The following is a 20,807-nucleotide window of genomic DNA, read 5'->3' as shown; positions in this document are numbered from 1 at the left end:
TAAAAGAATCCTGAATCGCCGGCGGCATTTCGAGGACGGGACGTCCTCGCTCCGAGGGGTCAGTCGAAGTGTTCGAGGATGGAGTAGCGGGAGTGGCGCCCGCCGAGTACCGACTCCACCAGCACGAACTCGTTTACCGGCCAGTGCAAGGGACGAGGCGGTTCCCTCGGCGTGAGGCGATTGACCTTTCGCGCCAGGGTCATGTGCGGGATGAACGCGCGCCGGTTTCGGGGCAGCCCCAGTTCGTGCGAGATCCGGCCGATGTCGCGGACCAGTTCCATCAGTGGGAGAGGGGTTTCGTTCGGGCCCAGCCACAGGGTTCTTGCACGCTGCCAGTAGCCGTATTGCTCCAGCGTCAACTCGAACGGGTCCAGCGGCAAGGCCGACACCCGCTCGATCAGTGGATGAATGAGTTCCTGTGGAGTCGGTCCCAGGAAATGCAGCGTCATATGCAGATTCTCGGGCGGCGTGGGCTTGCCGCCCGTTCCTCTCACTTCGGCGCGGGTGGCGCGGACGATGCCGGTGCGAAGGTCGTCGTCGGGCCACAGCGCGAAAAACAGACGCCTGTTGCCGGACCGGGGCATTGCGCGACCATATCACGGGAGCACGGGACACGCCGATGGCGGGGGTCATGCCCGTGCTCCCTGGTTAGGGTATGCTGGCAGCGCGGGCATTGGGGGATTTCCTATGTCATACCTGTTTACTTCCCAGCGCGACCTGCCGGAATTCAAGCATCTGGAAGCGGAACCGCTGTCGGGTGCGCTGGGCGCGACAATAAGCGGCGCCAACCTGGCCGACGACCTCGCCCAGGACGTCATCGACGAAATCTACGCGGCGCTGCTGGAATTCAAGGTCATCTTCTTTCGTGACCAGGAGATGACGGACGAGCAGCACCTGAGGCTGGCCCGCAAGTTCGGGATGCCGCAAGGCCCGGGTTCGATACCGCAGGTCGAGGGCTACCCGATGATCCGCCTGCAGCGCATGGACGAGTATCAGACCATCGGCGGCGACGTGAACTACCACACGGACGACATCTTCCGCGATTACCCGTCCCGCATGTCCATTCTCCGCGGTCTGACCATGCCCACCGGCGGCGGAAACACCATCTGGTGCGACATGGAGAAGGCGTACGCGAGCCTTTCCAAACCCATGCAGAAGTTCCTGGAGGGCCTGACCGCGGAACAGACCCTGTCGAAGAACTTCGGCCCGGGCATTCTCGAGGGCGGGGGCGCCAAGGCCTATGAAGACATGATGAAGCGCAACCCGCCGGTCGTGCACCCGGTGGTTCGCAGGCACCCCGAAACGGGCCGCAAGTGCCTCTACGTATGCCAGATGACCACGTCGCGCATCATGGAGCTGAACCAGGACGAAAGCGATGCGCTGATTGCAATGTTGCTCGAGCACAGCTACCAGCCGGAGCACGAGTGCCGCTTCTTCTGGCGCGACAACTCGGTGGCGATATGGGACAACCGATGCACGCAGCACCGCGGGATCAACGACTTCTCGCCGGCGTTCCGGCTGATGCACCGTATACCGATTATCGACGACCGCCGCCCGTCGCTGAACCCCGACGAGGAGCCGCGCATGGAGTACGACAGGAATGCCGACTTCATCCGCGTGGAGGACCTTTTCGTCAACAAGCCCGAACTGACCTACCACGTGGACGGCGAAGAGCCGGCGCAAGGCAATGGCGCGGCTGCCGAATCGGGCAATGGGGCGGCGCAACCGGAAGACGAACATGCCGTGGACGTCGATCCCAAGTTCCTGAGCAAGCTGAACGAGAACAGGCACGGCATGGTGTTTACGCCCGGCGCGGCGGCGCGGCTCAAGAAGATTCCGCGCATGTTCCGCGGCGCGGCCATCAGCGCCGTGATCTCCGAGGCGCAGAAGCAGGGCATTACCGAGGCCAACATCGCGATTCTTGACGCCGTCCAGGCGAAGCGGCGCGGCGGTTGAGTTCCGCAAGATACTGCGCTTGCAGACCTGGGGAGTGGGGGCATCGCCCCCACGGCCATTCCGCCCTCCGCGAAGGCGGGACGCCTTCGCTCCCGGGGAGTTGACATGAGCGAACCGAGGAAGTTCGGTCCGATCGTCCTTGCGGAAGGCTACACGCGGCTGAACGCGTTCGGCGTGCTGCTGGGCGGTTTCTCGATCATCCCCTTGCTGGCCTTCATGGGCCTGATCATGCCGACTCTTCTCAAGGAGGTATTCGAGATTGACCCCGCTTTTCACGGGCGGATGACGGGCAATCTGGGAGTGCTGCAGGAAATCATCGTGATCGCGCTGATGGGGGTCGTCGGGGCGGCGTCCGACAACTTCGGGCGGCGCGTACTCATGGTCGTGGGTCTGTGCCTGGTGGGCCTGGGGCTTCTGGTTTACCCGCTGGCCGAGAACGAACTGCAGATTTACGGATACCGGGCGGTATTCGCACTCGGGGCCGCGACGGCTCCCCTGATGTACGGGACTTCCATGCAGGACACGCCGGCGAACCGCTCCCGCGGTCAGTTCATCGGGTTCGGCAGCATCGCCACGGGCGGGGGCGTCATCGTGATGGGTCTTACGATTGCGAGGCTGCCCGAATACCTGGTCGCGCGCGGCCTCACGCCCGAGGACGCCGGCATCTACACCTGCTGGTGCATGGTCGCATTCGCGGCCATCGTTGCGCTGATGGTCCGGCTGACCTGGCGCGCAGGCCGCGTGGCGGCCGGCGCGCCACGCGAGCCTGTCCGGCGGAACCTGGCGCAGGGATTCTCCGGCGCGGTCCGGAATCCCCGCATCGCTCTTGCTTACCTGACTTCGTTCGCTTCCCGCGGCGACCTGGTCGTGATCCTGACTTTCCTGTCGCTCTGGGTGGTGCAGGACGGCTGGGACGCAGGTCTGACCACCGCCGAGGGCACGAGAAGGGCGGGCATCATGATTGCGGCGATCAATGGCATCGGGCTTCTTGTAGCCGTCTTTATCGGCCGGTTTGTGGATCGCATGAACCGCGTTCTGGCGGTATTCATTGCGTTTGCGGTTGCCGGAGTCGCGTACCTGGGCATGGCGCTGGTCGAGGACCCGTACCTCAACATCGCGCTGGTCGCGTGCGTGTTTGTGGGCATCGGCGAGATTTCCGTCATCATCACCGGCAACGCGCTGCTGGGGCAGGAAGCGCCGAAGGCGAGACGTGGCGCGGTGGTAGGCGTGTTCGGTCTTATCGGCGCTTTTTCCATCCTTTGCACGAACTACTTCGGAGGCATCGTTTTCGACACGATCAGCCGGGTGGCGCCGTTCGTCATGATGGGAATAGTGAACCTCGTCGTGGCGCTGGTTGCCCTGTACGTGCTGATCCGCGCACCGGGGATGGCAGCAAAGGAAGTCCGCACTTCGACCTGATCGCACGCCATGAGTGAGACAAGCGAACCCCGCCGTATCGGTCCGCTGACGCTGACGCTCGGTTATACCTGGCTCAACGCCGGCGGCGTCATGTTTGCCGGGCTTACCGTAATACCGCTCCTGGGCTTTATCGGCTTCATACAGCCCTACCTCCTGACGGAAGTCTTCGGCATCACCGAGAACCAGGGGCAACTGACAGGGCAACTGGCCTCGATGCAGGAGATCGTGGTCCTGCTGCTGATGGGCATCGTGGGCGCGGCCTCGGACAACTTCGGCCGGCGCGTGATCATGGTCATCGGGCTGGGTTTTGTGGCGCTGGGGCTGCTGATCTACCCGCTGGCGCAGAACGAGTTTCAGATATTCGCCTACCGCGCCGTATTTGCCGTCGGCGCCGCGATTGCCCCGGTGATGTACGGGACATCGCTGCAGGACCTGCCGGCCAACCGTTCGCGCGGTTTGCTTCTGGGCATCGGCAGCATCATGACGGCCATCGGCATGGCGGTAATGTCCCGAAATATCGGCAATCTGCCCGGTTACCTGACCGAAATGGGGATCAGCCCGGCCGACGCGGGCATCTACACGTGCTGGCTGATGGTGGGTTTCGCGCTGTTCGTCGCGCTGGTGATCCGCCTTTCGTGGCGCTCGGGACGGGTTGCGCAGAATCAAACGCAGGAGCCGCTTTTGGCCAAGGTGGGAAAGGGTTTCTCCGAGGCCGCGAAAAACCCCCGGATCGCCCTCGCTTTCATGACGTCCTTCGCCTCCAGGGGCGACCTCGTGGCGGTCGGCATATTCCTACCGCTTTGGGTGGTCCAGCACAGCAACGACGTGGGGCTGACCAGCGCCGAGGGCATGCAGCGGGCGGGCATCATGTTCGCGCTGGTGTTCGGCACCAGCGTGCTGTGGTCGCCCATCATGGGGTTCATTGCCGACCGCCTGAATCGGGTGGTTACCGTGGTTTTCGGTTTCAGCGTGGCCGGAGTGGCCTATTTCTCCATGTACCTGGCCAAAGACCCGTTCGTTACCGCCGCCCTGCTTGCCAGTGTTGCCGTGGGCATCGGCGAGATCGCCGCGCTGGTGTCGGGCGGGGCCCTGCTTGGCCAGGAAGCGCCGAAGGAGCGGCGGGGCGCGGTGGTGGGCGTTTTCGGATTGGTGGGCGCATTCTCCATCCTGTGCACGAGCTTCGTGGGCGGAATCGTGTTCGACAAGATCGGCAGGGGGGCGCCGTTTGCGATGATGGGGGTCGTCAACTTCCTAGTGGTCATCGCTGCGCTGGTCGTGCTGGTGCGAGCCCCGGGCATGTCCGCGAAGGAAGTCCGCGCCTCGACCTAGCTGGACCGACATCAAGACGCCGATTCTGATTACGGGTGCGGCCGGTTTTATCGGTCACGCGATCGCGAAGGCGCTGTTGTCCGATGGTCGCGAGGTTGTTGGCGTGGACAACCTGAATACGTACTACGACCCGGCGCTGAAGAATGCCCGCCTGGCCCGGTTGCGGGAGCATGACGGGTTTTCGTTCCACAAGCTGGAACTGACGGACGAAAGCGGGATGCAGTCCCTGTTCGAGCGGCGTGAATTTTCGCAAGTGGCGCACCTGGCTGCCCAGGCAGGTGTGCGCTATTCGATCGAAGCGCCGGATCAGTACATATCAAGCAATATCGCCGGATTCACCGTGCTGCTGGAGTGCTGCGTTCGCAACGGCGTACAGCACCTGCTGTACGCCTCGTCCTCGTCGGTGTATGGCGATACGGACCAATCACCTTTTTCCGAACAGGACGCCGCCGCTCGCCCGAGAAGCGTATATGCGGCCACCAAGCGCTCGGGCGAATTGCTGGCTTACTCGTATGCCCGGATACACGGGCTGCCCAGCACCGGAATTCGCTACTTCACGGTATACGGACCGTGGGGTCGGCCGGACATGGCGGCATTAAGGTTCGCCGAAGGCCTGCGGGCCGGCAAGCCCCTGAAAGTGTTTGGAGACGGACGCCAGAGACGCGCTTTTACCTATATTGACGATGCCGTGCGGGGAACGCTGGCCGTCCTCGATGGCGGAGCGCCCGCCGGAGAGCCCCCGGCGGCACTCTACAACCTGGGTTCGACCGAAGACGTGGAGCTGCTGGATTTCATTCGCATTCTCGGCCGGACCATGGGCGTTGAATCGGAGGTCGAGTTCGCGCCGGAACCGCCCGGCGAGATGCGCGCCACGTTGCCGGACATGTCGGCCATGCGCGGGGATTTCGGGTTTGAGCCCAGTGTTGATTTGAAGGAAGGCGTCGCGAAGTTTGTCCGCTGGTTCCGGGAGTATTCGGCCTAAGCGTTTCGGCTCGCCTGCTACGGACGCAGCGCCGGAAGGCGAACCTGGTTTGCGGGATCGACAATCCCGGTGCAGGCGCCACTCAAGTCTTCGGAGGACAATAGCACCCAGTCGCGACGGTGGGCGTACCCGAGGCGCAATCCCCCGCCCGCGCCAAAGCACGGCTGACGGTGTTCGGCCGGCACCAGCAGCCGGCGCTCGCCGTCCATCGCGAGCCATGCGGCGGCCTGTTCCATTTCTTCCTGTCCCGTGAGACCGCCACGCTGGAAATGCACCGCCGGCCGGTCGAGATGCAGAACCTGCTGGGCGCGCCAGTGCGCCAGTCCCAGAGGAGCGTCTCCCGGCATGGCCTCCAGCGTGCGGGCCGCGATACGTCCACCGGAGCGGGCGTCGTTGATCTGCGGTTGCAGCACCCAGCCCCAGACATGCCAGCCGAGAAGCATGAACGCCGCAAACATCGCCGCGGTCCGCCGGGCGGGGACGGCCAGGGCGAGAACGGCGCCGACCAGCGCCGCGATGAACAGCGTCCAGAGAGGTCCGGCGCCGGTCTCGTAGCGTGCCGACAGCTCGGCCAGCCGCTCCGTGTCCACGAACAGCAGCCAGGCGGAACCGGCGGCCAGGACCAGCGACAGCAGCAGCGCCGCGGCGCGCAGGATGCGTCGGCAGGACAGCCGGACGGCAAGTTCCGGGAGGTGCGGCGCCGAGAGCAGCGCCAGCGCCGGCGCCACCGGCAGCAGGTAGACATCGCGTTTGGCGGAACTGATGGTGAAGAACAGCAGGACCAGAACGATCCAGCCCGCAAGCAGGACGACGCTTGCATCGCGGTCGCGCCAGCGCCGCGCCCACCTCGCAACCAGCCAGGGCAACAGCAGAACGAGCGGGAACCAGGCCCATGGAATGACTTCCACGAAGAAGTACCAGAAGGGCTGGAAGTGATGCCAGGGGTCCGCGTAACGGGTAATGGTCTGGCGAAACAGCAGGTTGTCCAGGTAGCCGGCGATTTCAGGATCGCCCTGGGCCCGGAGCAACAGCGGGACCAGCCAGAGTGCGAGCGGTGCAAGGAACGCCGCCGGCCCGAGCAGCCATCGCGTTCCGCCGCCGAGCCGCGGCAAGCTCCAGCCGGCCCAGCGCATTCCGGCCCAGGGCAACAGCACCAGCAGCGGCAGAAAGCCTACGCCCTTGGTCATCACGCCCGCGCCCGCGGCAAGAAAACCGACGTTGAACCAGCGCCAGTCCGGCCCCAGCAGTAGGTGGCGGAGCAGTCCGTAGAGGCTCAGCGTCGTGAACAGGACCAGGACGGCGTCGATCTGCGCGCTGCGGGCCTGCATCGTGAACTGCAGGCAGGCAAGCAGCCCCAGGGCCGCCCACCATGCCGTCTCGCACGACCAGAGCCGGCGGGCCAGGTCCCAGACGAGCGCAAGGGTTCCCAGGCCCGCCAGGAGCGACGGCAGCAGGAACCCGAACCGGAGGCCGGCCAGCCATTCGGCGGCGGCCAGCAGCCAGAAATACACGGGCGGCTTTTGCGCGTAAATGACGCCGCCCAGCCGGGTCACCGACCAGTCCCCGGACTGCATCATTTCGGCGGCGATCAGCGCGTAGCGCGGTTCGTCCGGCGCCCACGGATCGCGCAGGCCGAGGCCCGCCGCCAGCGTCAGCAGCGCCGCCGCGCCGAGCCAGAATTCGTTCTTGCCGATGTTCAAGCGAACTCCCGGGAGAGAGGGTGCTGCCTTCTCAGCGCGCCCGCCCTCCCCGAAGGCGGGACGCCTGCGCACTAGACACGTCAGGTGGACTCGAGCTGGCCGCCGCGGTGCAGCAGGACTAGGTTGCGAATGTAGATCATTGCGCCGGTCGTCTGGCCGAGGATGAAAACGGGATCGCCGCGATGGATGGCGTAGCTGAGCAGCGTGAGGCCGCCGGCCAGGCTCAGGTACCAGAACGCCCGGGGAATGTGGCTGCGGCCCGCACGTTCGCTGGCGATCCACTGGTAGAGGAACCGCGACGCGAATATGGCCTGCCCGCCGAAACCCACTGCCAGCCAGATCAGATCGGTGGTGGGCAGCGCCAGCCATTGCTCAATCAATTCAGTCATCGTGTCGTATCTCCTCACTTGTTCCCGGCCGGAAGCGCCGCCGGCCGAGCCACCAGACACCGAGCAGGTCGGCGATCCCCACCCACAGCCGGTTCCCCAGGCCGTATTTTGAACGCCCGGCGCGCCGCGGATAGTGCGCCACCGGTCGGGAAACGGTCTGCAGGCCCTGACGCAGCAGCAGGGCAGGCAGAAAACGGTGCATGTGGTCGAACCGTGGCAGCGCCAGGAAATCACCGCGTGCCAGGACTTTCAGGCTGCAGCCGGTGTCCGGCGTTCGGTCGCGCAGCAAACCCGCGCGCACCGCATTGGCAGTGCGCGAGGACACTCGCGTCAACCACCCGTCCTTGCGTTCCCGCCGATGGCCCATGATCATGCCGGGGGCCGTTTCGCCCACCTCGAGCATTTCGGAATACAGCTTCGCCAGGTCGGCCGGATCGTTCTGCCCGTCCGCGTCGAGAAAGCCGAGCCAGGCGAATCGCGCGGCGTCCGCGCCCGTGCACATCGCGGCGCTTTGGCCCCTGTTGTTCAAGTGCCGGACGACCCTCAGCCTTGGGTGCTCGCTTTGCAGGCCGGCCAGCACCCCGGCGGTGTTGTCCCGGCTGCCGTCGTCAACAACGATGAGCTCCCAGGCATCGAAGGCGCTGAAGGCATTGGCGACGCTGCGCAACAGTTCCGGCAGGCTTTCGGCCTCTTCGTGGGCCGGCGCCACAATGCTTATTCCGGGCTTGTTCACGGCGTGCGTATTGTCGCCTACGGAAGTTACCCGCGCTATAAAATGCCTTGTGCGATGAGCGACAGTATCGAACGCGCCTACCGGGAATCTCCGCTTTTTGCGAGTAACGCGCCTTATGTGTTCGAACTGTACTCCGCCTGGCGCAACAATCCCGAGGAGGTAGCGCCGCACTGGCGCGAGCTGTTCGAGAGCGTTGAGACCGGCCGTCCCTTGCCGACGCGCCTGCCCAACGGCGGCGGAGATGGGATGCTCGCAAGCAACGGCAGGGCGGCGCCCGCGGTGCGGGCCGGCGCCTCGCGCCAGGGCGCGGTGGTGCGGCTCATCCAGTTGTATCGGCTGCGGGGCTATCGCGCCGCACGCGTCGATCCACTGCAACTGAACCCCAACCTGCGCAGCCAGGCGCCCAAGCTCGAGTACGCGGGCCTGAGCGAGGCGGACCTGGACACCGTGTTTGATACCGGGCGGTTCGGTGGCGCCGAGGGGCGCCGGTTGCCGCTGCGGATCATCATCGAGCAACTGGAGCAGATCTATTGCGGCGACGTCGGCGTGGAGATGGCGCACGTGTCACGGGCCCGTGAGCGATTGTGGCTGCGGGACCGGGTGGAAGCGGCGAAACTGGCGGGCCGTCCGCCGGACCCGGTCAAGCGCGCAATCCTGCGCGAACTGATCGCCGCCGAGGGCCTGGAGCGTTATCTGCATACGCGCTACGTGGGGCAGAAGCGCTTCTCGCTGGAGGGCGGCGACAGCCTTATTCCGATGCTTTACGACCTGATCCAGCAGGCCGGATCCAAGGGCCTGCAGGAAATTGTGGTCGGCATGGCCCACCGCGGGCGCATCAATGTGCTTGTGAACGTGCTGGGCAAAGCGCCGCAGGAGCTGTACGCGGAGTTTGCCGGCGAGTCCGGGCCGCTCTCGGGCAAGTACGGCGACGTCAAGTACCACATGGGTTTTTCGTCGGACGTAACCACCCCCGGGGGGATGGTGCACGTGGTGCTGGCGTTCAATCCGTCGCACCTGGAGATCGTGAACCCGGTCGTACTGGGGTCCGTGCGCGCGCGCATGGACCGCCGGCGCGACAGCGAGGGCGACGAGATCCTTCCGGTGCTGATCCACGGCGACGCCGCCGTGGCCGGGCAGGGCGTGGTGACGGAAACGCTGCAGCTTTCCCAGGCTCGCTCCTTCGCCACCGGCGGAACCGTGCACCTGATCGTGAACAACCAGATCGGTTTCACCACCAGCGATCCGCAGGACGCGCGCTCCACGCCGTACTGCAGCGACGTCGCCAAGATGATCGAGGCGCCGGTAATCCATGTGAACGGAGACTCGCCGGAGGCCTGTGTGTTCGCGACCCGCCTCGCGCTCGAATACCGTCAGGCTTTCCACAAGGACGTGTTCGTGGATCTCGTCTGCTATCGCCGTCACGGTCATAACGAGGCGGACGAGCCGGCCGCCACGCAGCCGCTCATGTACGACCGCATCCGCAGCCATCCCACCACCCTTCAGATGTACGCCGACCGTCTTTGCGAGGATGGCGTGGTCACGAAGGCGCAGCTGAAGGCGGACAAGGCCGAATATCGCAGGCGGCTGGACGCGGGCGACCCGCTGCCGGAGGCGGCCATGGGCATGGTCGGCAACGAGTTCACCGTCGATTGGGACAGTTACCGGCAGGCGGATGCCGACGTGGAAGTCGATACGGCCATCCCGCCGGAGCAGGTCGCGGACCTTGGCGAGCGGCTCGGCACGGTGCCCGAGGGGGTCAATCTGCACCCGCGGGTGATCAAGGTCGTCGCGGACCGGCTGCAGATGGCGCGCGGCGAAATCGACATGGACTGGGGATTCGGTGAACTGATGGCCTATGGCAGCCTCCTGCGCGACGGCTACCGGGTGCGCCTGACCGGGCAGGACAGCCGCCGCGGGACTTTCTTTCACCGCCATGCCAGCCTGATCGACCAGCGCAGCGGGCGCGCCTACTCGCCGCTGGACGACGTGGCGCCGATGCGGGGCGCCTTCACGATCACCGATTCGCTGCTCAGCGAGGAGGCCGTGATGGGCTTCGAGTACGGCTACTCGACCACCGATCCGGACTGCCTGACGATCTGGGAGGGGCAGTTCGGCGACTTCTGCAATGGCGCCCAGGTCGTGATCGACCAGTTCATCGCCTCGGGCGAGACCAAGTGGGGCCGGATGTCGGGGCTGACGCTGTTCCTGCCGCACGGCCAGGAAGGGGCCGGGCCCGAGCACTCATCGGCCCGCCTGGAGCGGTTCCTGCAGCTTTGCGCGCAGGGCAACATGCGGGTCTGCGTGCCGTCCACGCCGGGCCAGATGTTCCATATGCTGAGAAGACAGATGCACAACCGGGCGCGCGTGCCGCTGGTGGCGCTGACGCCCAAGAGCCTGCTGCGCAACAAGCTGTCCTTCACGCCGCTTGCGGCGCTCAGCGAGGGACGTTTCGAGCGGATCATCGACGAGGTGGAGGAACTCGATAACGTGCGCCGCCTCGTGCTGTGCAGCGGCAAGCTGTATTTCGATCTGCTGGAGGCGCGCCGCGAAGGGGAAGCCGGGGACGTGGCCATCGTTCGGATCGAGCAGCTTTACCCGTTTCCGCACGATCTCTGCGAGGCGCTTTTCAAGCGCTATTCGGATGTCGAGGATATCGTCTGGGCGCAGGAGGAACCGAAGAACCAGGGCGCCTGGTACCGGGTGCGCGCGCGCCTGGAACGCTGGCTGGTCAACGGCCAGCGATTGAGCTACATGGGCCGCGCCGGAGCGGCTTCTCCGGCGCCGGGTTCCATCCATCTGCACCGGCTGCAGCAGTACGCGATCGTCGAGCAGGTGCTTGAGAGTGATCGAAAGGTGTCGTAGGCAATGAGCAAGTCAATCGAGATCAGGACGCCGGAACTTCCCGAATCGGTGGCCGACGCCAAGGTCCTGGTCTGGCACAAGTCGGCCGGCGAGTCCGTGGTGCAGGACGAGAACCTGGCCGACCTGGAAACCGACAAGGTGGTGCTGGAAGTGCCGGCGCCGGCGGACGGCGTGCTGGAGAAGATCCTGGCTGACGCCGGCGCGGTGGTGAACGCAGGAACGCCGCTGGCCGTGCTGGACGCGGCCGCGGACGGCGGCGGTGCGGTCGTCGGCGATGCGGCGCCGGAGTCCGCCGGGGACGGCGCCGGACGCCCGGCAATCGAGACGGCCGCCGGCGGTAACGGTTCCGTTGCGATGTCGCCTGCGGTCCGGCGGCTCCTGGAAGAGCACGATCTCGACATATCGTCGATCAAGGGCAGCGGCAAGCGGGGCAGGGTTCTCAAGCGCGACGTGCTGGCGGTGCTGAGCAGCGCGGCCGGCGCGGCCACCGCGGCCCGGGTCGAGGAACCGGATACGGCCGAGGCGGACGCCGGTGAAACGATCGAGGCGCCGCCCGCGCCCGCGGCACAGCCGGCCCGACAGGAAAGGCGCGAGACCATGAGCCGCCTTAGGGCCCGCATCGCCCAGCGGATGGTGGAATCGCAGCGCGAGGCGGCCATGCTGACCACGTTCAACGACGCCGACATGAGCGCTGTGCTCGATCTGCGCCGCCGCCACGGCGAGGAATTCGAGGCCCGGCACGGAGTGCGGATCGGTTTCATGAGCTTTTTCGTGGCCGCCAGCGTTGCGGCCCTCAAGCGCTTTCCGGTAGTCAACGCCAGCGTGGAGGGCGACGAGATCGTCTATCACGACTACTACGACGTCGGCGTGGCCGTATCCACCGAACGCGGGCTGCTGGTGCCCGTGCTGCGTGACGCCGACCGGCTGAGCTTCGCCGACATCGAGCAGACGATCGGCACCTTCGCTTCGCGGGCGCGCGCCGGGACCATCGGGCTGGACGAACTGACCGGAGGCACTTTTACGATCACCAACGGCGGCGTATTCGGCTCGCTGATGTCCACGCCGATTCTGAACCCTCCGCAGAGCGGAATACTCGGCATGCATCGCATCGAGCAGCGGGCCGTGGTGGTGGACGGCGAGATCGTCGCCCGCCCGATGATGCACCTCGCGCTCAGTTACGACCACCGCATCGTGGACGGCCGCGAAGCCGTGCTGTTCCTGTCGGAAATCAAGAAGTCAATCGAAGATCCGGCCCGCATGATTCTTTCTTTCTAGTTTATATATTCTTGTTATATGACTGATAAATATGATGTAATCGTCGTTGGCGGCGGTCCTGCCGGCTACGTGGGAGCGATACGCGCCGCGCAACTCGGCATGTCGGTGGCCTGCGTGGACGACTGGCGCGACGGCAAGGGCAAGCCGGCGCTGGGCGGCACCTGCCTGAACGCCGGCTGCATACCATCCAAGGTGCTTCTCGAATCATCCGAGCTGTACCACCGGACCCGCGAGGAGTTTGCCGGCCACGGCATCATGATCCCGGAAGTGAAGCTGGACCTGGACGCGATGCAGGACCGCAAGAACCGTATCGTTCGCCAGCTCACTACGGGCATCAACGCGCTGTTTCGCGCCAACGGCGTAACGGCCTTTAACGGGTGGGGGAAACTGCTGGCCGGCCGGCAGGTGGAAGTCACTCCGCACGAGGGCGACCCGCACCTGCTGCACGCCGAACATGTCATTCTGGCCGCCGGTTCGCTGCCGGTGGAGTTGCCGATCGCGCCATTCGACGGCGAATACATCGTGGATTCGGAAGGCGCGCTGGAGTTCGACCGTCCGCCGCATCGCCTGGGGGTCATCGGCGGAGGGGTCATCGGGCTGGAGCTCGGCAGCGTCTGGAATAGGCTGGGTTCGGAAGTCACGATCCTGGAGGCCATGGACCGCTTTCTGTTCATGGCCGACAGCCAGGTGGCCCGCGAGGCCCAGCGCCAGTTCAAGCGCCAGGGGCTGGACACGCGCCTGGGCGCGAAGGTGGAAAGCGCCCGCCGCGTGGACGAACAGGTGGAAGTGCGGTTCAGCGACCGGGAGGGCGATCATCACATCACCGTGGACAGGCTGGTGGTAGCGGTCGGCAGAAGGCCGGCGACCGAAGGCCTGATCGACGAGAGCGCCGGGATCGTCCTGACCGAAAGAGGCCATGTGCAGGTGGACGGAAACTGCCGCACCAGCGCGGATGGCGTTTGGGCGATCGGCGACCTGGTCCGCGGGCCGATGCTGGCGCACAAGGGCTCCGAGGAGGGCATGATGGTGGCCGAGATGATCGCCGGCCGGTCCGCCGAGGTGAATTACGGCGCCATCCCATCGGTGATCTACACCTCGCCCGAGATCGCCTGGGTGGGGCGGACCGAGGAAGAACTGCAGCAGTCCGGACAGTCCTACAAGGTGGGCGCCTTCAACATGGCGGCCAACGGCCGGGCCAAGGCCATGGCGCAGGACGCGGGCCTGGCGAAGTTTCTGTCGGACCCCGACACCGATGCGATCCTGGGCGTGCACATCGTCGGCCCCATGGCCGGCGAGCTGATCCAGGAGGCGGTGCTGGCGATGGAGTTCGAGGCCAGCACCGAGGACCTGCAGCGCACGGTCCACGGCCACCCCACGCTGTGCGAGGCCCTTCACGAAGCGGCCCTTTCGGTGGACAAGCGCGCCATCCACGCCATAAACCGCTAGAGACGCAGACGGCCGACCCTCGCCCTGCTTCGTTCTCCCCTTTCGGTGGAGACGCCATCCCTGGCTCGGTTTCGCTATCCTGCTTCAACGCTCCTCCGAAAGGGGAGAACGAAGCAAGGCTCTAGTCTCGCCAAACGCCGGCGGTAGCATTCTCTTCGGCCCTCCTCTTCCGGGAGTTTGTGAGCCAGGGATGGCGGAACAAAGCCCCATGGACGGGTTCATGCGTCTCCCGGAAGAGGAGGGCCGAAGAGAAGGCGGACTTGGCACCCTGGTCCAGGGTGCTGGTATCATGGAGAGCCCATGGCGGGGCACTCAAAGTGGGCCAATATCCAGCACCGCAAGAGCCGGCAGGACGCCAAACGCGGTAAACTCTTCACACGCCTCGCGCGCGAAATCACCGTCGCCGCGCGCACGGGCGGACCGGACCCCGCCAATAACGCCCAACTCAGGCTGGCCATCGAGAAAGCGCGCGCCCAGAGCCTGCCCAAGGACAATATCAACCGCGCGATCAGCCGCGGGACCAGCGGTGGCGAAGGCGCCGACCTCGAGGAGGTCACCTACGAGGGCTACAGCGCCGGCGGCGCGGCGATCCTGCTGCGCTGCCTGACCGACAACCGCAACCGCACGGTGGCGGAAGTCCGCCACGGTTTCAGCAAGCACGGCGGCAACCTGGGCGCCGACGGCGCCGTCGCCTACCTGTTCAGCGAAGTAGCCGTGTTCACCTATTCGCCGGACTCGAACGAGGCGGCGATCATCGACGCGGCGATTGAAGGCGGGGCCGAGGACGTGGTCAGCGACGACGACGGGACGATCGAGGTGCTGGCCGACCCGCGCGACTTTTCCGCGGTGCTGGAAGCCTTGCGTGGAGCCGAACTTCCGCCGGAAAACGCCGAAGTCACGATGCGCGCGTCGGTCGACGCGCCGCTGGACAACAAGCGCTCGGAGCAGGCGCTGAGACTTCTCGAGTACCTGCAGGACCTGGACGACGTGCAGGACGTGTGGACCAACGCCGAACTGCAACCGGTGGGCGGCGACTGACCGACGTGAACGCCCCGGTCCGGATCATGGGTGTGGATCCCGGTTCCCGATTCACCGGCTGGGGAGTCATCGAAAGCGACGGCACCGAAAGCCGCTACGTGGACAGCGGCTGCATCGCCCTGGCGCGCGGCCAGCCGATGGGGGAGCGCCTGGCCCGGATCTTCACCGAGCTGGGCGATATCGCCCGGCGGACGAGGATCGACGAGGCCGCGATCGAGACCGTCTTCATGCACAAGAACGCGCAAAGCGCGCTCAAGCTGGGCCAGGCGCGCGGCGCCGCGCTGTGCGCGCTGATCATGGCGGGGGTGGCCGAACCGGCCGAGTATTCGCCGCGGCGCGTCAAGCAGGCCGTGTGCGGCTACGGGGCCGCCGGCAAGGACCAGGTGAGCGCCATGGTGGCGCGATTGCTGGATTACGACGAGGAACTGGCCGAGGACGAGGCCGACGGTCTGGCGCTGGGAATTTGCCACGCGCACCATCGGCGCATGGCGCAGACGGCGGAGTTCGCCCGCAGCCGGAAGGAAGAAGCCGTCTCATGATCGGTTCGCTGAAAGGCAGGCTGCTGGCTGTGGAGCCGCCGATGATCCTGCTGGACGTGCACGGCGTGGGCTTCGAACTGCAACTGCCGCTCAGCGACCTGTCCGAACTGCCGGCGGTGGGCGGGGAGCTGAAGGTTTCGACGCAACTGGTGCAGCGCGAAGACGAGCTCAGCCTGTACGGTTTCCGGAAAACGGCCGATCGCGCCTGGTTCCGCGAACTCATCCGCGTGCCGGGCATCGGTCCGAAACTGGCGCTCAACATCGTCTCGCAAAGCGGCGTGGCCGAATTCGCCGAACAGATCCAGGCCGGCGATGTCAAGGCGCTGACCCGCCTGCCAGGCATCGGTCCCAAGACCGCCAGCCGTCTTATCGTCGAGATGCGCGGCCGGCTGGAAGCGGTTCCGGCGCACGGCGAGTCCAGCGCCGCCAACCTGGCGCTCAAGGCGCTGACGGGATTGGGCTATACGCCGGTCGAAGCCGCGCGCATGCTCAAGCAGGTCGGCGATCCCGGCGGCCGGGACGTGGAGGAACTGGTGCGCGAGGCCTTGTCCGGAGGGGTTGCCGCGTCGTGAACGACAAGGACGACCGGATTCTCTCGGGCGAGTTGCGGTCCGACGAGCGCGACGTGGAGAACTCCGTCCGTCCGCGGCAGATGTCGGAATTTCTCGGCCAGCGCCAGGTCAAGGAACGCATAGAGATCAGCGTGACGGCAGCCGGCAGGCGCGACGAAGCGATGGACCACACGCTCCTGTACGGTCCGCCGGGCCTGGGCAAGACGACCCTGGCGCAGGTGATCGCGCGCGAGCTCGGAGTCGGCCTGCGGCATACGTCCGGGCCGGTGCTTGAACGCCCGGGCGACCTGGCCGCGCTGCTGACCAATCTGAAGGCCCGCGACGTGCTGTTCGTGGATGAGGTGCACCGGCTGAACCCGGTCGTACAGGAATTGCTCTATCCAGCGATGGAGGACTTTCGGCTCGACATCGTGATCGGCGAGGGCCCGGCCGCGCACACCATGCGGCTGAAGCTCAAGCCCTTCACGCTGGTGGGAGCGACCACGAGGGCGGGCCTGCTGTCCTCGCCGCTGCGCGACCGTTTCGGAATACAGGAACGGCTGGAACTGTATTCCAGGGAAGAGCTGCAGCGCATCGTCCTGCGCTCCGCCGGAATCATGGACATCCCCTGCACGCCGAAGGGAGCGTCGGAAATCGCCGGGCGCGCGCGCGGCACGCCGCGTGTGGCCAACCGCCTGCTGAGGCGGGCCCGCGACTATGCCGAAGTGCGGGCCGACGGCAAGGTGAGCGGCAGGACAGCAGCCGCCGCGATGAAGCTGTACAACGTGCACGCCAACGGCCTGGACCGCATGGACCGGCGCCTGCTGAGCGTGCTGATCGAGCGCTTCAACGGCGGGCCGGCGGGCGTCGAGGCGCTGGCGGCCGGAATAGGCGAGGACCGCGGCACGATCGAGGACGTCTACGAGCCGTTTCTGGTGCGCGCGGGCTTCGTGTTGCGCACTCCGCGCGGCCGGGTGGCGGGCCCCGCCGCCTACTCGGCACTGGGCCTGAAGAGGCCCGGAAAACACGGCGATAATCCGCCGTTGGAAGGACTGGAAACGTGAGGAACGGTTCATGCAATTGGTGAGGCAAAGACGTGGGTGAAGTCGGCGTAAACATGGGATTCTGGGAACTGATCAGCCAGGCCACTCTGCTGGTGCAGCTGATCATGGGCCTGCTGCTGGCGGCTTCCATCCTGTCGTGGATCATCATCCTGCAACGGCGTGTAATCCTGAGCGGGGCCGAGCGTGACTTGAGCGATTTCGAGCAGGCGTTCAAGCAGCGTGACAGCCTGGAGTCACTGTTCGTGGCGCTATCGCGCAACAAGAGCCGCAGCACTACCGGCATGGCCTGGGTTTTCGAGGCCGGGATGCGCGAATTCCATCGCCAGGCGGCGCGCGGCAAGACCGATCCCGAGCGCCTGGTTGAAGTCGGCCGGCGGGAGATGCGACTGGCGCAGATGAACGAGTTGGAACGTCTGGAAAGCGGCCTGCCCTGGCTGGCCACGATCGGCTCGGTGAGTCCCTATGTCGGGCTGTTCGGGACCGTCTGGGGCATCATGAATTCCTTCCGTGCACTGGGCAACGTCGAGTCGGCCACGATTTCGCTGGTGGCGCCGGGTATCGCGGAGGCGCTGATCGCAACGGCCATGGGTCTGTTCGCCGCGATCCCCGCGGTCATCGCGTATAACCGCTTTGCCTATCGCGTGGGCAACCTGGAGATCCGCTATCAGGCCTACCGGGAAGAATGCGTGACGTTGTTGAGCGAACATGCCCATTCGGATTTCGAGTTAGGAGGCTAGATGCGCCGCCGGCTCGTCAATGAAATCAACGTCGTTCCCTATATCGACGTCATGCTGGTGCTGCTGGTGATTTTCATGATCACCGCGCCACTGCTGACCCAGGGCATTCACGTCGACCTCCCGCGACTGGCGACCGAGCCGCTTCCGCAGGAGTTGATACGCGACAACCGGCCGCTCATTCTTACCGTGGATGCCGAGGGTCGGATGTATCTGAATATCGGCGAAGACCCCGACGATGCCGTGGAATCCCCGGTCGTGGTGGCGCGTGCCGCCGCCGTTCTGCAACGCCAGCCGGAAACGCCGGTGCTGGTTCGCGCCAGCGAGGAATTGCCTTACGGCGACGTGGTTACGGTGATGGCCCTGCTTCAGCGAGCGGGCGCGGACAAGGTCGGACTCGTGACGCGGCCGTTGCCTGTGGAGGAATGATGGATCGCCTGAAGGCGCTGATTGAGCGTGTGGCTCGGTCCTTGCGGACCGGCCCGGGTATTCGCTCACCGGGTGCCAATCCCAACGCGCCACCGCTTCCCATGCTGCGTCCGTGCTCCTGGTCGGTATTAGGTCACGCCGCGCTGATGGCGTTCCTGCTGATCGGCTTTGCCACCCGGATTCAACCGGACGAGCCGGCCTTTGGTACCATCGCCATCGACGGCGTAGTGCTGGACGACGAGGCGGTTCAAAGGGAAATTCAGCGTCTCGACGAACTGGAGCGCGCGGCGGTGATCGAGCGCGAACGGGAGGTCGAGCGCCTGCGCGCGCAGATCGAGGAGCAGGAGCAGCGGCAGAGGCGCCAGGAACAGGAGTTGAGCGCCTTGAGCACGCAGACCGAGCAGGCCCGGCGCGAGCTGAGCGAGCAGCAGACGCAGGCCAGCCGCCAGCTCAGCGAGATGCAGCGCCGCCAGCAGGAAGAGACCGAGCGGCTGGAGCGGATCGAACGCGAGCGTCAGGAAGAGGAGGAGCGGGCCCGGACGGCCGAAGCCGAACGCCAGGCAGCTGAAGCGGAGAGGCAGCGCGCCGAGGAGGAGACCCGCAAGCTGGCCGAGGAGGCCGAGGCGGCGCAGCGCCAGATCGAGGAGACCGAGCGCAGAAGGCGGGAGGCCGAGCTGGCTGAGCGTATGCGCCGGGAAATGGCGGAGGAACGGCGAAATGAGGCCATCGAGTCCGGTCAACTCGACGAATACAAGGCGCGCATCCGGCAACGGATCGAAAGCAACTGGAGTCCACCGGGTGGAATCCCGGAGGGCCTGATGTGGGTTGTATTGCTGGACATCTTGCCCGGCAATGAAGTTGACGGAATTCGATTTGAGGCATTCAACGGTACGGAGACCGATCGCCGATACATTGAAACCGCAATTCGCCGATCGTCGCCGCTGCCCGAGCCGCCGATACCGGAGTTGTTCGAGCGACAAATGCGCCTGCGCTACCCACCGACGGAGCAGGGCGAATGAAACTTCGCTATATCCTGGGTGGGAGGGCGTCCCCGCCCTCCAGGAGGACGAGACGTCCTCCCTCCCAGGCGCTCTGGCTCGCCGTCCTCGCGCTCCTGCCGCTCGCGGCCTCCGCGCAGCTCGATATCGTCATTACGCGCTCCACGCAGCGCGCCATTCCCATCGCGATCGTTCCCTTCGAGTGGCGCGTGACGCTGGGGCTGCCGTATGACTTCGCCGAGATCGTGGAGGCCGACCTCGAGCGGACCGGACAGTTCGCGCCGATGGGCCGCGAGACGATGATTACCCGGCCGACCCGTTTTTCGGAAATGCGCCTGACCAACTGGCGCATCATGGACGTCGAGGCCGTGCTCGTCGGCCATGTGTCGGGCAGCGAAGCCAACCCGACCGTCGAGTTCGAGCTGGTGGACGTCTTTGCGGGCGAATCGCTCCTCGTCTACCGTCTGCAAAGTTCCCGGGACGCATTCCGCGCCACGGCCCACCGTATCGCCGACCTGGTCTACGAGCAGCTGACCGGCGCGCGCGGAATGTTCTCCACCCGCCTGGCCTATGTTCAGGTCACGCCGGGCCGTGAGGAATTCCGGCTGATCGTGGCCGACGCCGACGGCCAGAACCCGATCGTCGTGCTGCGCTCGACCGATCCCATCATGTCGCCGAGCTGGTCGCCGGACGGCGCCTGGCTGGCGTACGTGTCGTTCGAAGCCGGCCACGCCGAGGTCTTCGTGCAGGAGGTCGCGACCGGCCAGCGCCGGCCCCTGTCGCCGGACCGGACCTCCGCCAGCGCTCCCGCCTGGTCGCCCGACGGGAGATTCCTGGCGGTGGCCCGGAACGTGAACGCAAACAGCGACATCTATATCTACCCGATAGACGGGGGCTCGCCGCGGCGCCTGACGCGCCATTCCGCCACCGAGACCGAGCCCGAATTTTCCCCTGACGGCGATCGCGTGTACTTCACGTCCGACCGCGGGATCGGCCCGCAGGTGTACGTCGCGCCGGCGCGGGGCGGCCAGGCGCAACGGGTCAGTTTTACCGGCTCGTACAATGCGCGGCCGCGGCTGCAGCCGGACCGGAACCAGATGGCGGTCGTGCACCAGCAGGACGGGCGCTTCAGGATCGGCCTCATGGACCTGCGTGACGAGTCGCTGCGCCTGCTTACCGACGGCCCGCTGGACGAGTCGCCGAGTTTTGCTCCCAACGGCCGCGCGCTGATCTTCGGCGCGGGCACGACCGCCGGCCGGGGGCTGGGCGTCTATTTCATCGACAGCGGCGTAGTGCGCCTGCTGCGCGCGCCCGAGGGAATCCTTCGCGAACCCGCCTGGGGACCCTATGAAAACTGACCTGG

19 protein-coding genes are annotated in these 20,807 nt (G+C 65.9%); 15 read left to right on the top strand and 4 right to left on the bottom strand.

Annotation, left to right across the window (positions count from 1 at the left end):
* Nucleotides 1-59: 59 nt before the first annotated feature.
* Nucleotides 60-584, bottom strand: a complete 525-nt coding sequence (thpR, locus tag F4036_02485) for an RNA 2',3'-cyclic phosphodiesterase (protein MYK36607.1) — start codon at nucleotides 582-584, stop codon at nucleotides 60-62.
* Between thpR and F4036_02480 the strand changes: the two genes are divergently transcribed.
* The 4 genes from F4036_02480 to F4036_02465 all read left to right on the top strand — a co-directional run bounded on the left by F4036_02480 (nucleotide 517) and on the right by F4036_02465 (nucleotide 5,686).
* Complete coding sequence (locus tag F4036_02480) at nucleotides 517-1,956, top strand: hypothetical protein (GenBank protein MYK36606.1); 1,440 nt, start codon at nucleotides 517-519, stop codon at nucleotides 1,954-1,956. The two genes, thpR and F4036_02480, sit on opposite strands and share 68 nt — an antisense overlap.
* A 105-nt stretch (nucleotides 1,957-2,061) precedes the next feature.
* Entirely contained in the window at nucleotides 2,062-3,375 is a 1,314-nt protein-coding gene (locus F4036_02475) for an MFS transporter (GenBank protein ID MYK36605.1), read from the top strand.
* 9 nt (nucleotides 3,376-3,384) lie between these two features.
* Nucleotides 3,385-4,704, top strand: coding sequence for an MFS transporter (locus F4036_02470; protein ID MYK36604.1), 1,320 nt, complete (start codon nucleotides 3,385-3,387; stop codon nucleotides 4,702-4,704).
* A 22-nt stretch (nucleotides 4,705-4,726) separates the two neighbouring features.
* A complete protein-coding gene (locus tag F4036_02465) occupies nucleotides 4,727-5,686 on the top strand; it encodes an SDR family NAD(P)-dependent oxidoreductase (GenBank protein MYK36603.1) in 960 nt (319 codons plus the stop codon).
* 17 nt (nucleotides 5,687-5,703) lie between these two features.
* Here F4036_02465 and F4036_02460 read toward each other — a convergent pair whose 3' ends face one another.
* The 3 genes from F4036_02460 to F4036_02450 are packed head-to-tail and all read right to left on the bottom strand — an operon-like array spanning nucleotide 5,704 to nucleotide 8,508.
* On the bottom strand, nucleotides 5,704-7,668 hold the full coding sequence (locus F4036_02460; GenBank protein MYK36602.1) for a glycosyltransferase family 39 protein: 1,965 nt from the start codon (nucleotides 7,666-7,668) through the stop codon (nucleotides 5,704-5,706).
* A complete protein-coding gene (locus tag F4036_02455; protein MYK36601.1) occupies nucleotides 7,467-7,775 on the bottom strand; it encodes a hypothetical protein in 309 nt (102 codons plus the stop codon). The genes F4036_02460 and F4036_02455 overlap by 202 nt, the downstream gene beginning before the upstream one ends.
* Nucleotides 7,768-8,508, bottom strand: coding sequence for a glycosyltransferase (locus tag F4036_02450; GenBank protein ID MYK36600.1), 741 nt, complete (start codon nucleotides 8,506-8,508; stop codon nucleotides 7,768-7,770). Before F4036_02450 ends, F4036_02455 begins: the two co-directional genes overlap by 8 nt.
* A 54-nt stretch (nucleotides 8,509-8,562) precedes the next feature.
* Between F4036_02450 and F4036_02445 the strand changes: the two genes are divergently transcribed.
* The 11 genes from F4036_02445 to tolB all read left to right on the top strand — a co-directional run bounded on the left by F4036_02445 (nucleotide 8,563) and on the right by tolB (nucleotide 20,802).
* Nucleotides 8,563-11,370, top strand: a complete 2,808-nt coding sequence (locus F4036_02445; protein MYK36599.1) for a 2-oxoglutarate dehydrogenase E1 component — start codon at nucleotides 8,563-8,565, stop codon at nucleotides 11,368-11,370.
* Between the two features lie 3 nt (nucleotides 11,371-11,373).
* Nucleotides 11,374-12,645 carry a 2-oxoglutarate dehydrogenase complex dihydrolipoyllysine-residue succinyltransferase gene (gene odhB, locus F4036_02440; protein MYK36598.1) on the top strand — a complete coding sequence of 424 codons (1,272 nt, stop codon included), beginning with the start codon at nucleotides 11,374-11,376 and terminating at the stop codon, nucleotides 12,643-12,645.
* A gap of 18 nt (nucleotides 12,646-12,663) precedes the next feature.
* The gene (lpdA, locus tag F4036_02435; protein ID MYK36597.1) at nucleotides 12,664-14,091 is read left to right on the top strand and encodes a dihydrolipoyl dehydrogenase; all 1,428 of its coding nucleotides are present in this window, start codon (nucleotides 12,664-12,666) and stop codon (nucleotides 14,089-14,091) included.
* Nucleotides 14,092-14,391: 300 nt separating this feature from the next.
* Nucleotides 14,392-15,129, top strand: a complete 738-nt coding sequence (locus F4036_02430) for a YebC/PmpR family DNA-binding transcriptional regulator (protein MYK36596.1) — start codon at nucleotides 14,392-14,394, stop codon at nucleotides 15,127-15,129.
* Nucleotides 15,130-15,134: 5 nt separating this feature from the next.
* On the top strand, nucleotides 15,135-15,668 hold the full coding sequence (ruvC, locus tag F4036_02425; GenBank protein ID MYK36595.1) for a crossover junction endodeoxyribonuclease RuvC: 534 nt from the start codon (nucleotides 15,135-15,137) through the stop codon (nucleotides 15,666-15,668).
* Nucleotides 15,665-16,240 (top strand): Holliday junction branch migration protein RuvA, encoded by a 576-nt coding sequence (gene ruvA / locus F4036_02420; GenBank protein MYK36594.1) that lies wholly within the window; start codon nucleotides 15,665-15,667, stop codon nucleotides 16,238-16,240. The genes ruvC and ruvA overlap by 4 nt, the downstream gene beginning before the upstream one ends.
* Complete coding sequence (ruvB, locus tag F4036_02415; protein MYK36593.1) at nucleotides 16,237-17,283, top strand: Holliday junction branch migration DNA helicase RuvB; 1,047 nt, start codon at nucleotides 16,237-16,239, stop codon at nucleotides 17,281-17,283. The genes ruvA and ruvB overlap by 4 nt, the downstream gene beginning before the upstream one ends.
* 53 nt (nucleotides 17,284-17,336) lie before the next feature.
* Entirely contained in the window at nucleotides 17,337-18,020 is a 684-nt protein-coding gene (gene tolQ, locus F4036_02410) for a protein TolQ (GenBank protein MYK36592.1), read from the top strand.
* Nucleotides 18,021-18,446 (top strand): protein TolR, encoded by a 426-nt coding sequence (gene tolR, locus F4036_02405; protein ID MYK36591.1) that lies wholly within the window; start codon nucleotides 18,021-18,023, stop codon nucleotides 18,444-18,446. It begins immediately after the preceding gene.
* On the top strand, nucleotides 18,443-19,465 hold the full coding sequence (locus F4036_02400) for a TonB C-terminal domain-containing protein (GenBank protein MYK36590.1): 1,023 nt from the start codon (nucleotides 18,443-18,445) through the stop codon (nucleotides 19,463-19,465). Before tolR ends, F4036_02400 begins: the two co-directional genes overlap by 4 nt.
* Nucleotides 19,462-20,802 carry a Tol-Pal system beta propeller repeat protein TolB gene (gene tolB / locus F4036_02395; GenBank protein ID MYK36589.1) on the top strand — a complete coding sequence of 447 codons (1,341 nt, stop codon included), beginning with the start codon at nucleotides 19,462-19,464 and terminating at the stop codon, nucleotides 20,800-20,802. Before F4036_02400 ends, tolB begins: the two co-directional genes overlap by 4 nt.
* Nucleotides 20,803-20,807 lie beyond the last annotated feature (5 nt).

Source organism: Gammaproteobacteria bacterium (assembly GCA_009845905.1).
Lineage (GTDB): Bacteria > Pseudomonadota > Gammaproteobacteria > Steroidobacterales > Foliamicaceae > Foliamicus.
Note: the sequence above shows the minus strand (reverse complement) of the source record. Positions and strands in the feature narration are given on the sequence as shown.

What these genes read in the sequence shown, in the direction of transcription:
- F4036_02455 (MYK36601.1), bottom strand. Translation starts at nt 7,775, where the DNA reads ATGACTGAATTGATTGAGCAATGGCTGGCGCTGCCCACCACCGATCTG.
- tolQ (MYK36592.1), top strand. Translation starts at nt 17,337, where the DNA reads ATGGGATTCTGGGAACTGATCAGCCAGGCCACTCTGCTGGTGCAGCTG.
- F4036_02470 (MYK36604.1), top strand. Translation starts at nt 3,385, where the DNA reads ATGAGTGAGACAAGCGAACCCCGCCGTATCGGTCCGCTGACGCTGACG.
- odhB (MYK36598.1), top strand. Translation starts at nt 11,374, where the DNA reads ATGAGCAAGTCAATCGAGATCAGGACGCCGGAACTTCCCGAATCGGTG.
- F4036_02445 (MYK36599.1), top strand. Translation starts at nt 8,563, where the DNA reads ATGAGCGACAGTATCGAACGCGCCTACCGGGAATCTCCGCTTTTTGCG.
- tolB (MYK36589.1), top strand. Translation starts at nt 19,462, where the DNA reads ATGAAACTTCGCTATATCCTGGGTGGGAGGGCGTCCCCGCCCTCCAGG.
- ruvA (MYK36594.1), top strand. Translation starts at nt 15,665, where the DNA reads ATGATCGGTTCGCTGAAAGGCAGGCTGCTGGCTGTGGAGCCGCCGATG.
- F4036_02400 (MYK36590.1), top strand. Translation starts at nt 18,443, where the DNA reads ATGATGGATCGCCTGAAGGCGCTGATTGAGCGTGTGGCTCGGTCCTTG.
- F4036_02480 (MYK36606.1), top strand. Translation starts at nt 517, where the DNA reads ATGCCGGTGCGAAGGTCGTCGTCGGGCCACAGCGCGAAAAACAGACGC.
- F4036_02430 (MYK36596.1), top strand. Translation starts at nt 14,392, where the DNA reads ATGGCGGGGCACTCAAAGTGGGCCAATATCCAGCACCGCAAGAGCCGG.
- F4036_02475 (MYK36605.1), top strand. Translation starts at nt 2,062, where the DNA reads ATGAGCGAACCGAGGAAGTTCGGTCCGATCGTCCTTGCGGAAGGCTAC.
- thpR (MYK36607.1), bottom strand. Translation starts at nt 584, where the DNA reads ATGCCCCGGTCCGGCAACAGGCGTCTGTTTTTCGCGCTGTGGCCCGAC.
- lpdA (MYK36597.1), top strand. Translation starts at nt 12,664, where the DNA reads ATGACTGATAAATATGATGTAATCGTCGTTGGCGGCGGTCCTGCCGGC.
- tolR (MYK36591.1), top strand. Translation starts at nt 18,021, where the DNA reads ATGCGCCGCCGGCTCGTCAATGAAATCAACGTCGTTCCCTATATCGAC.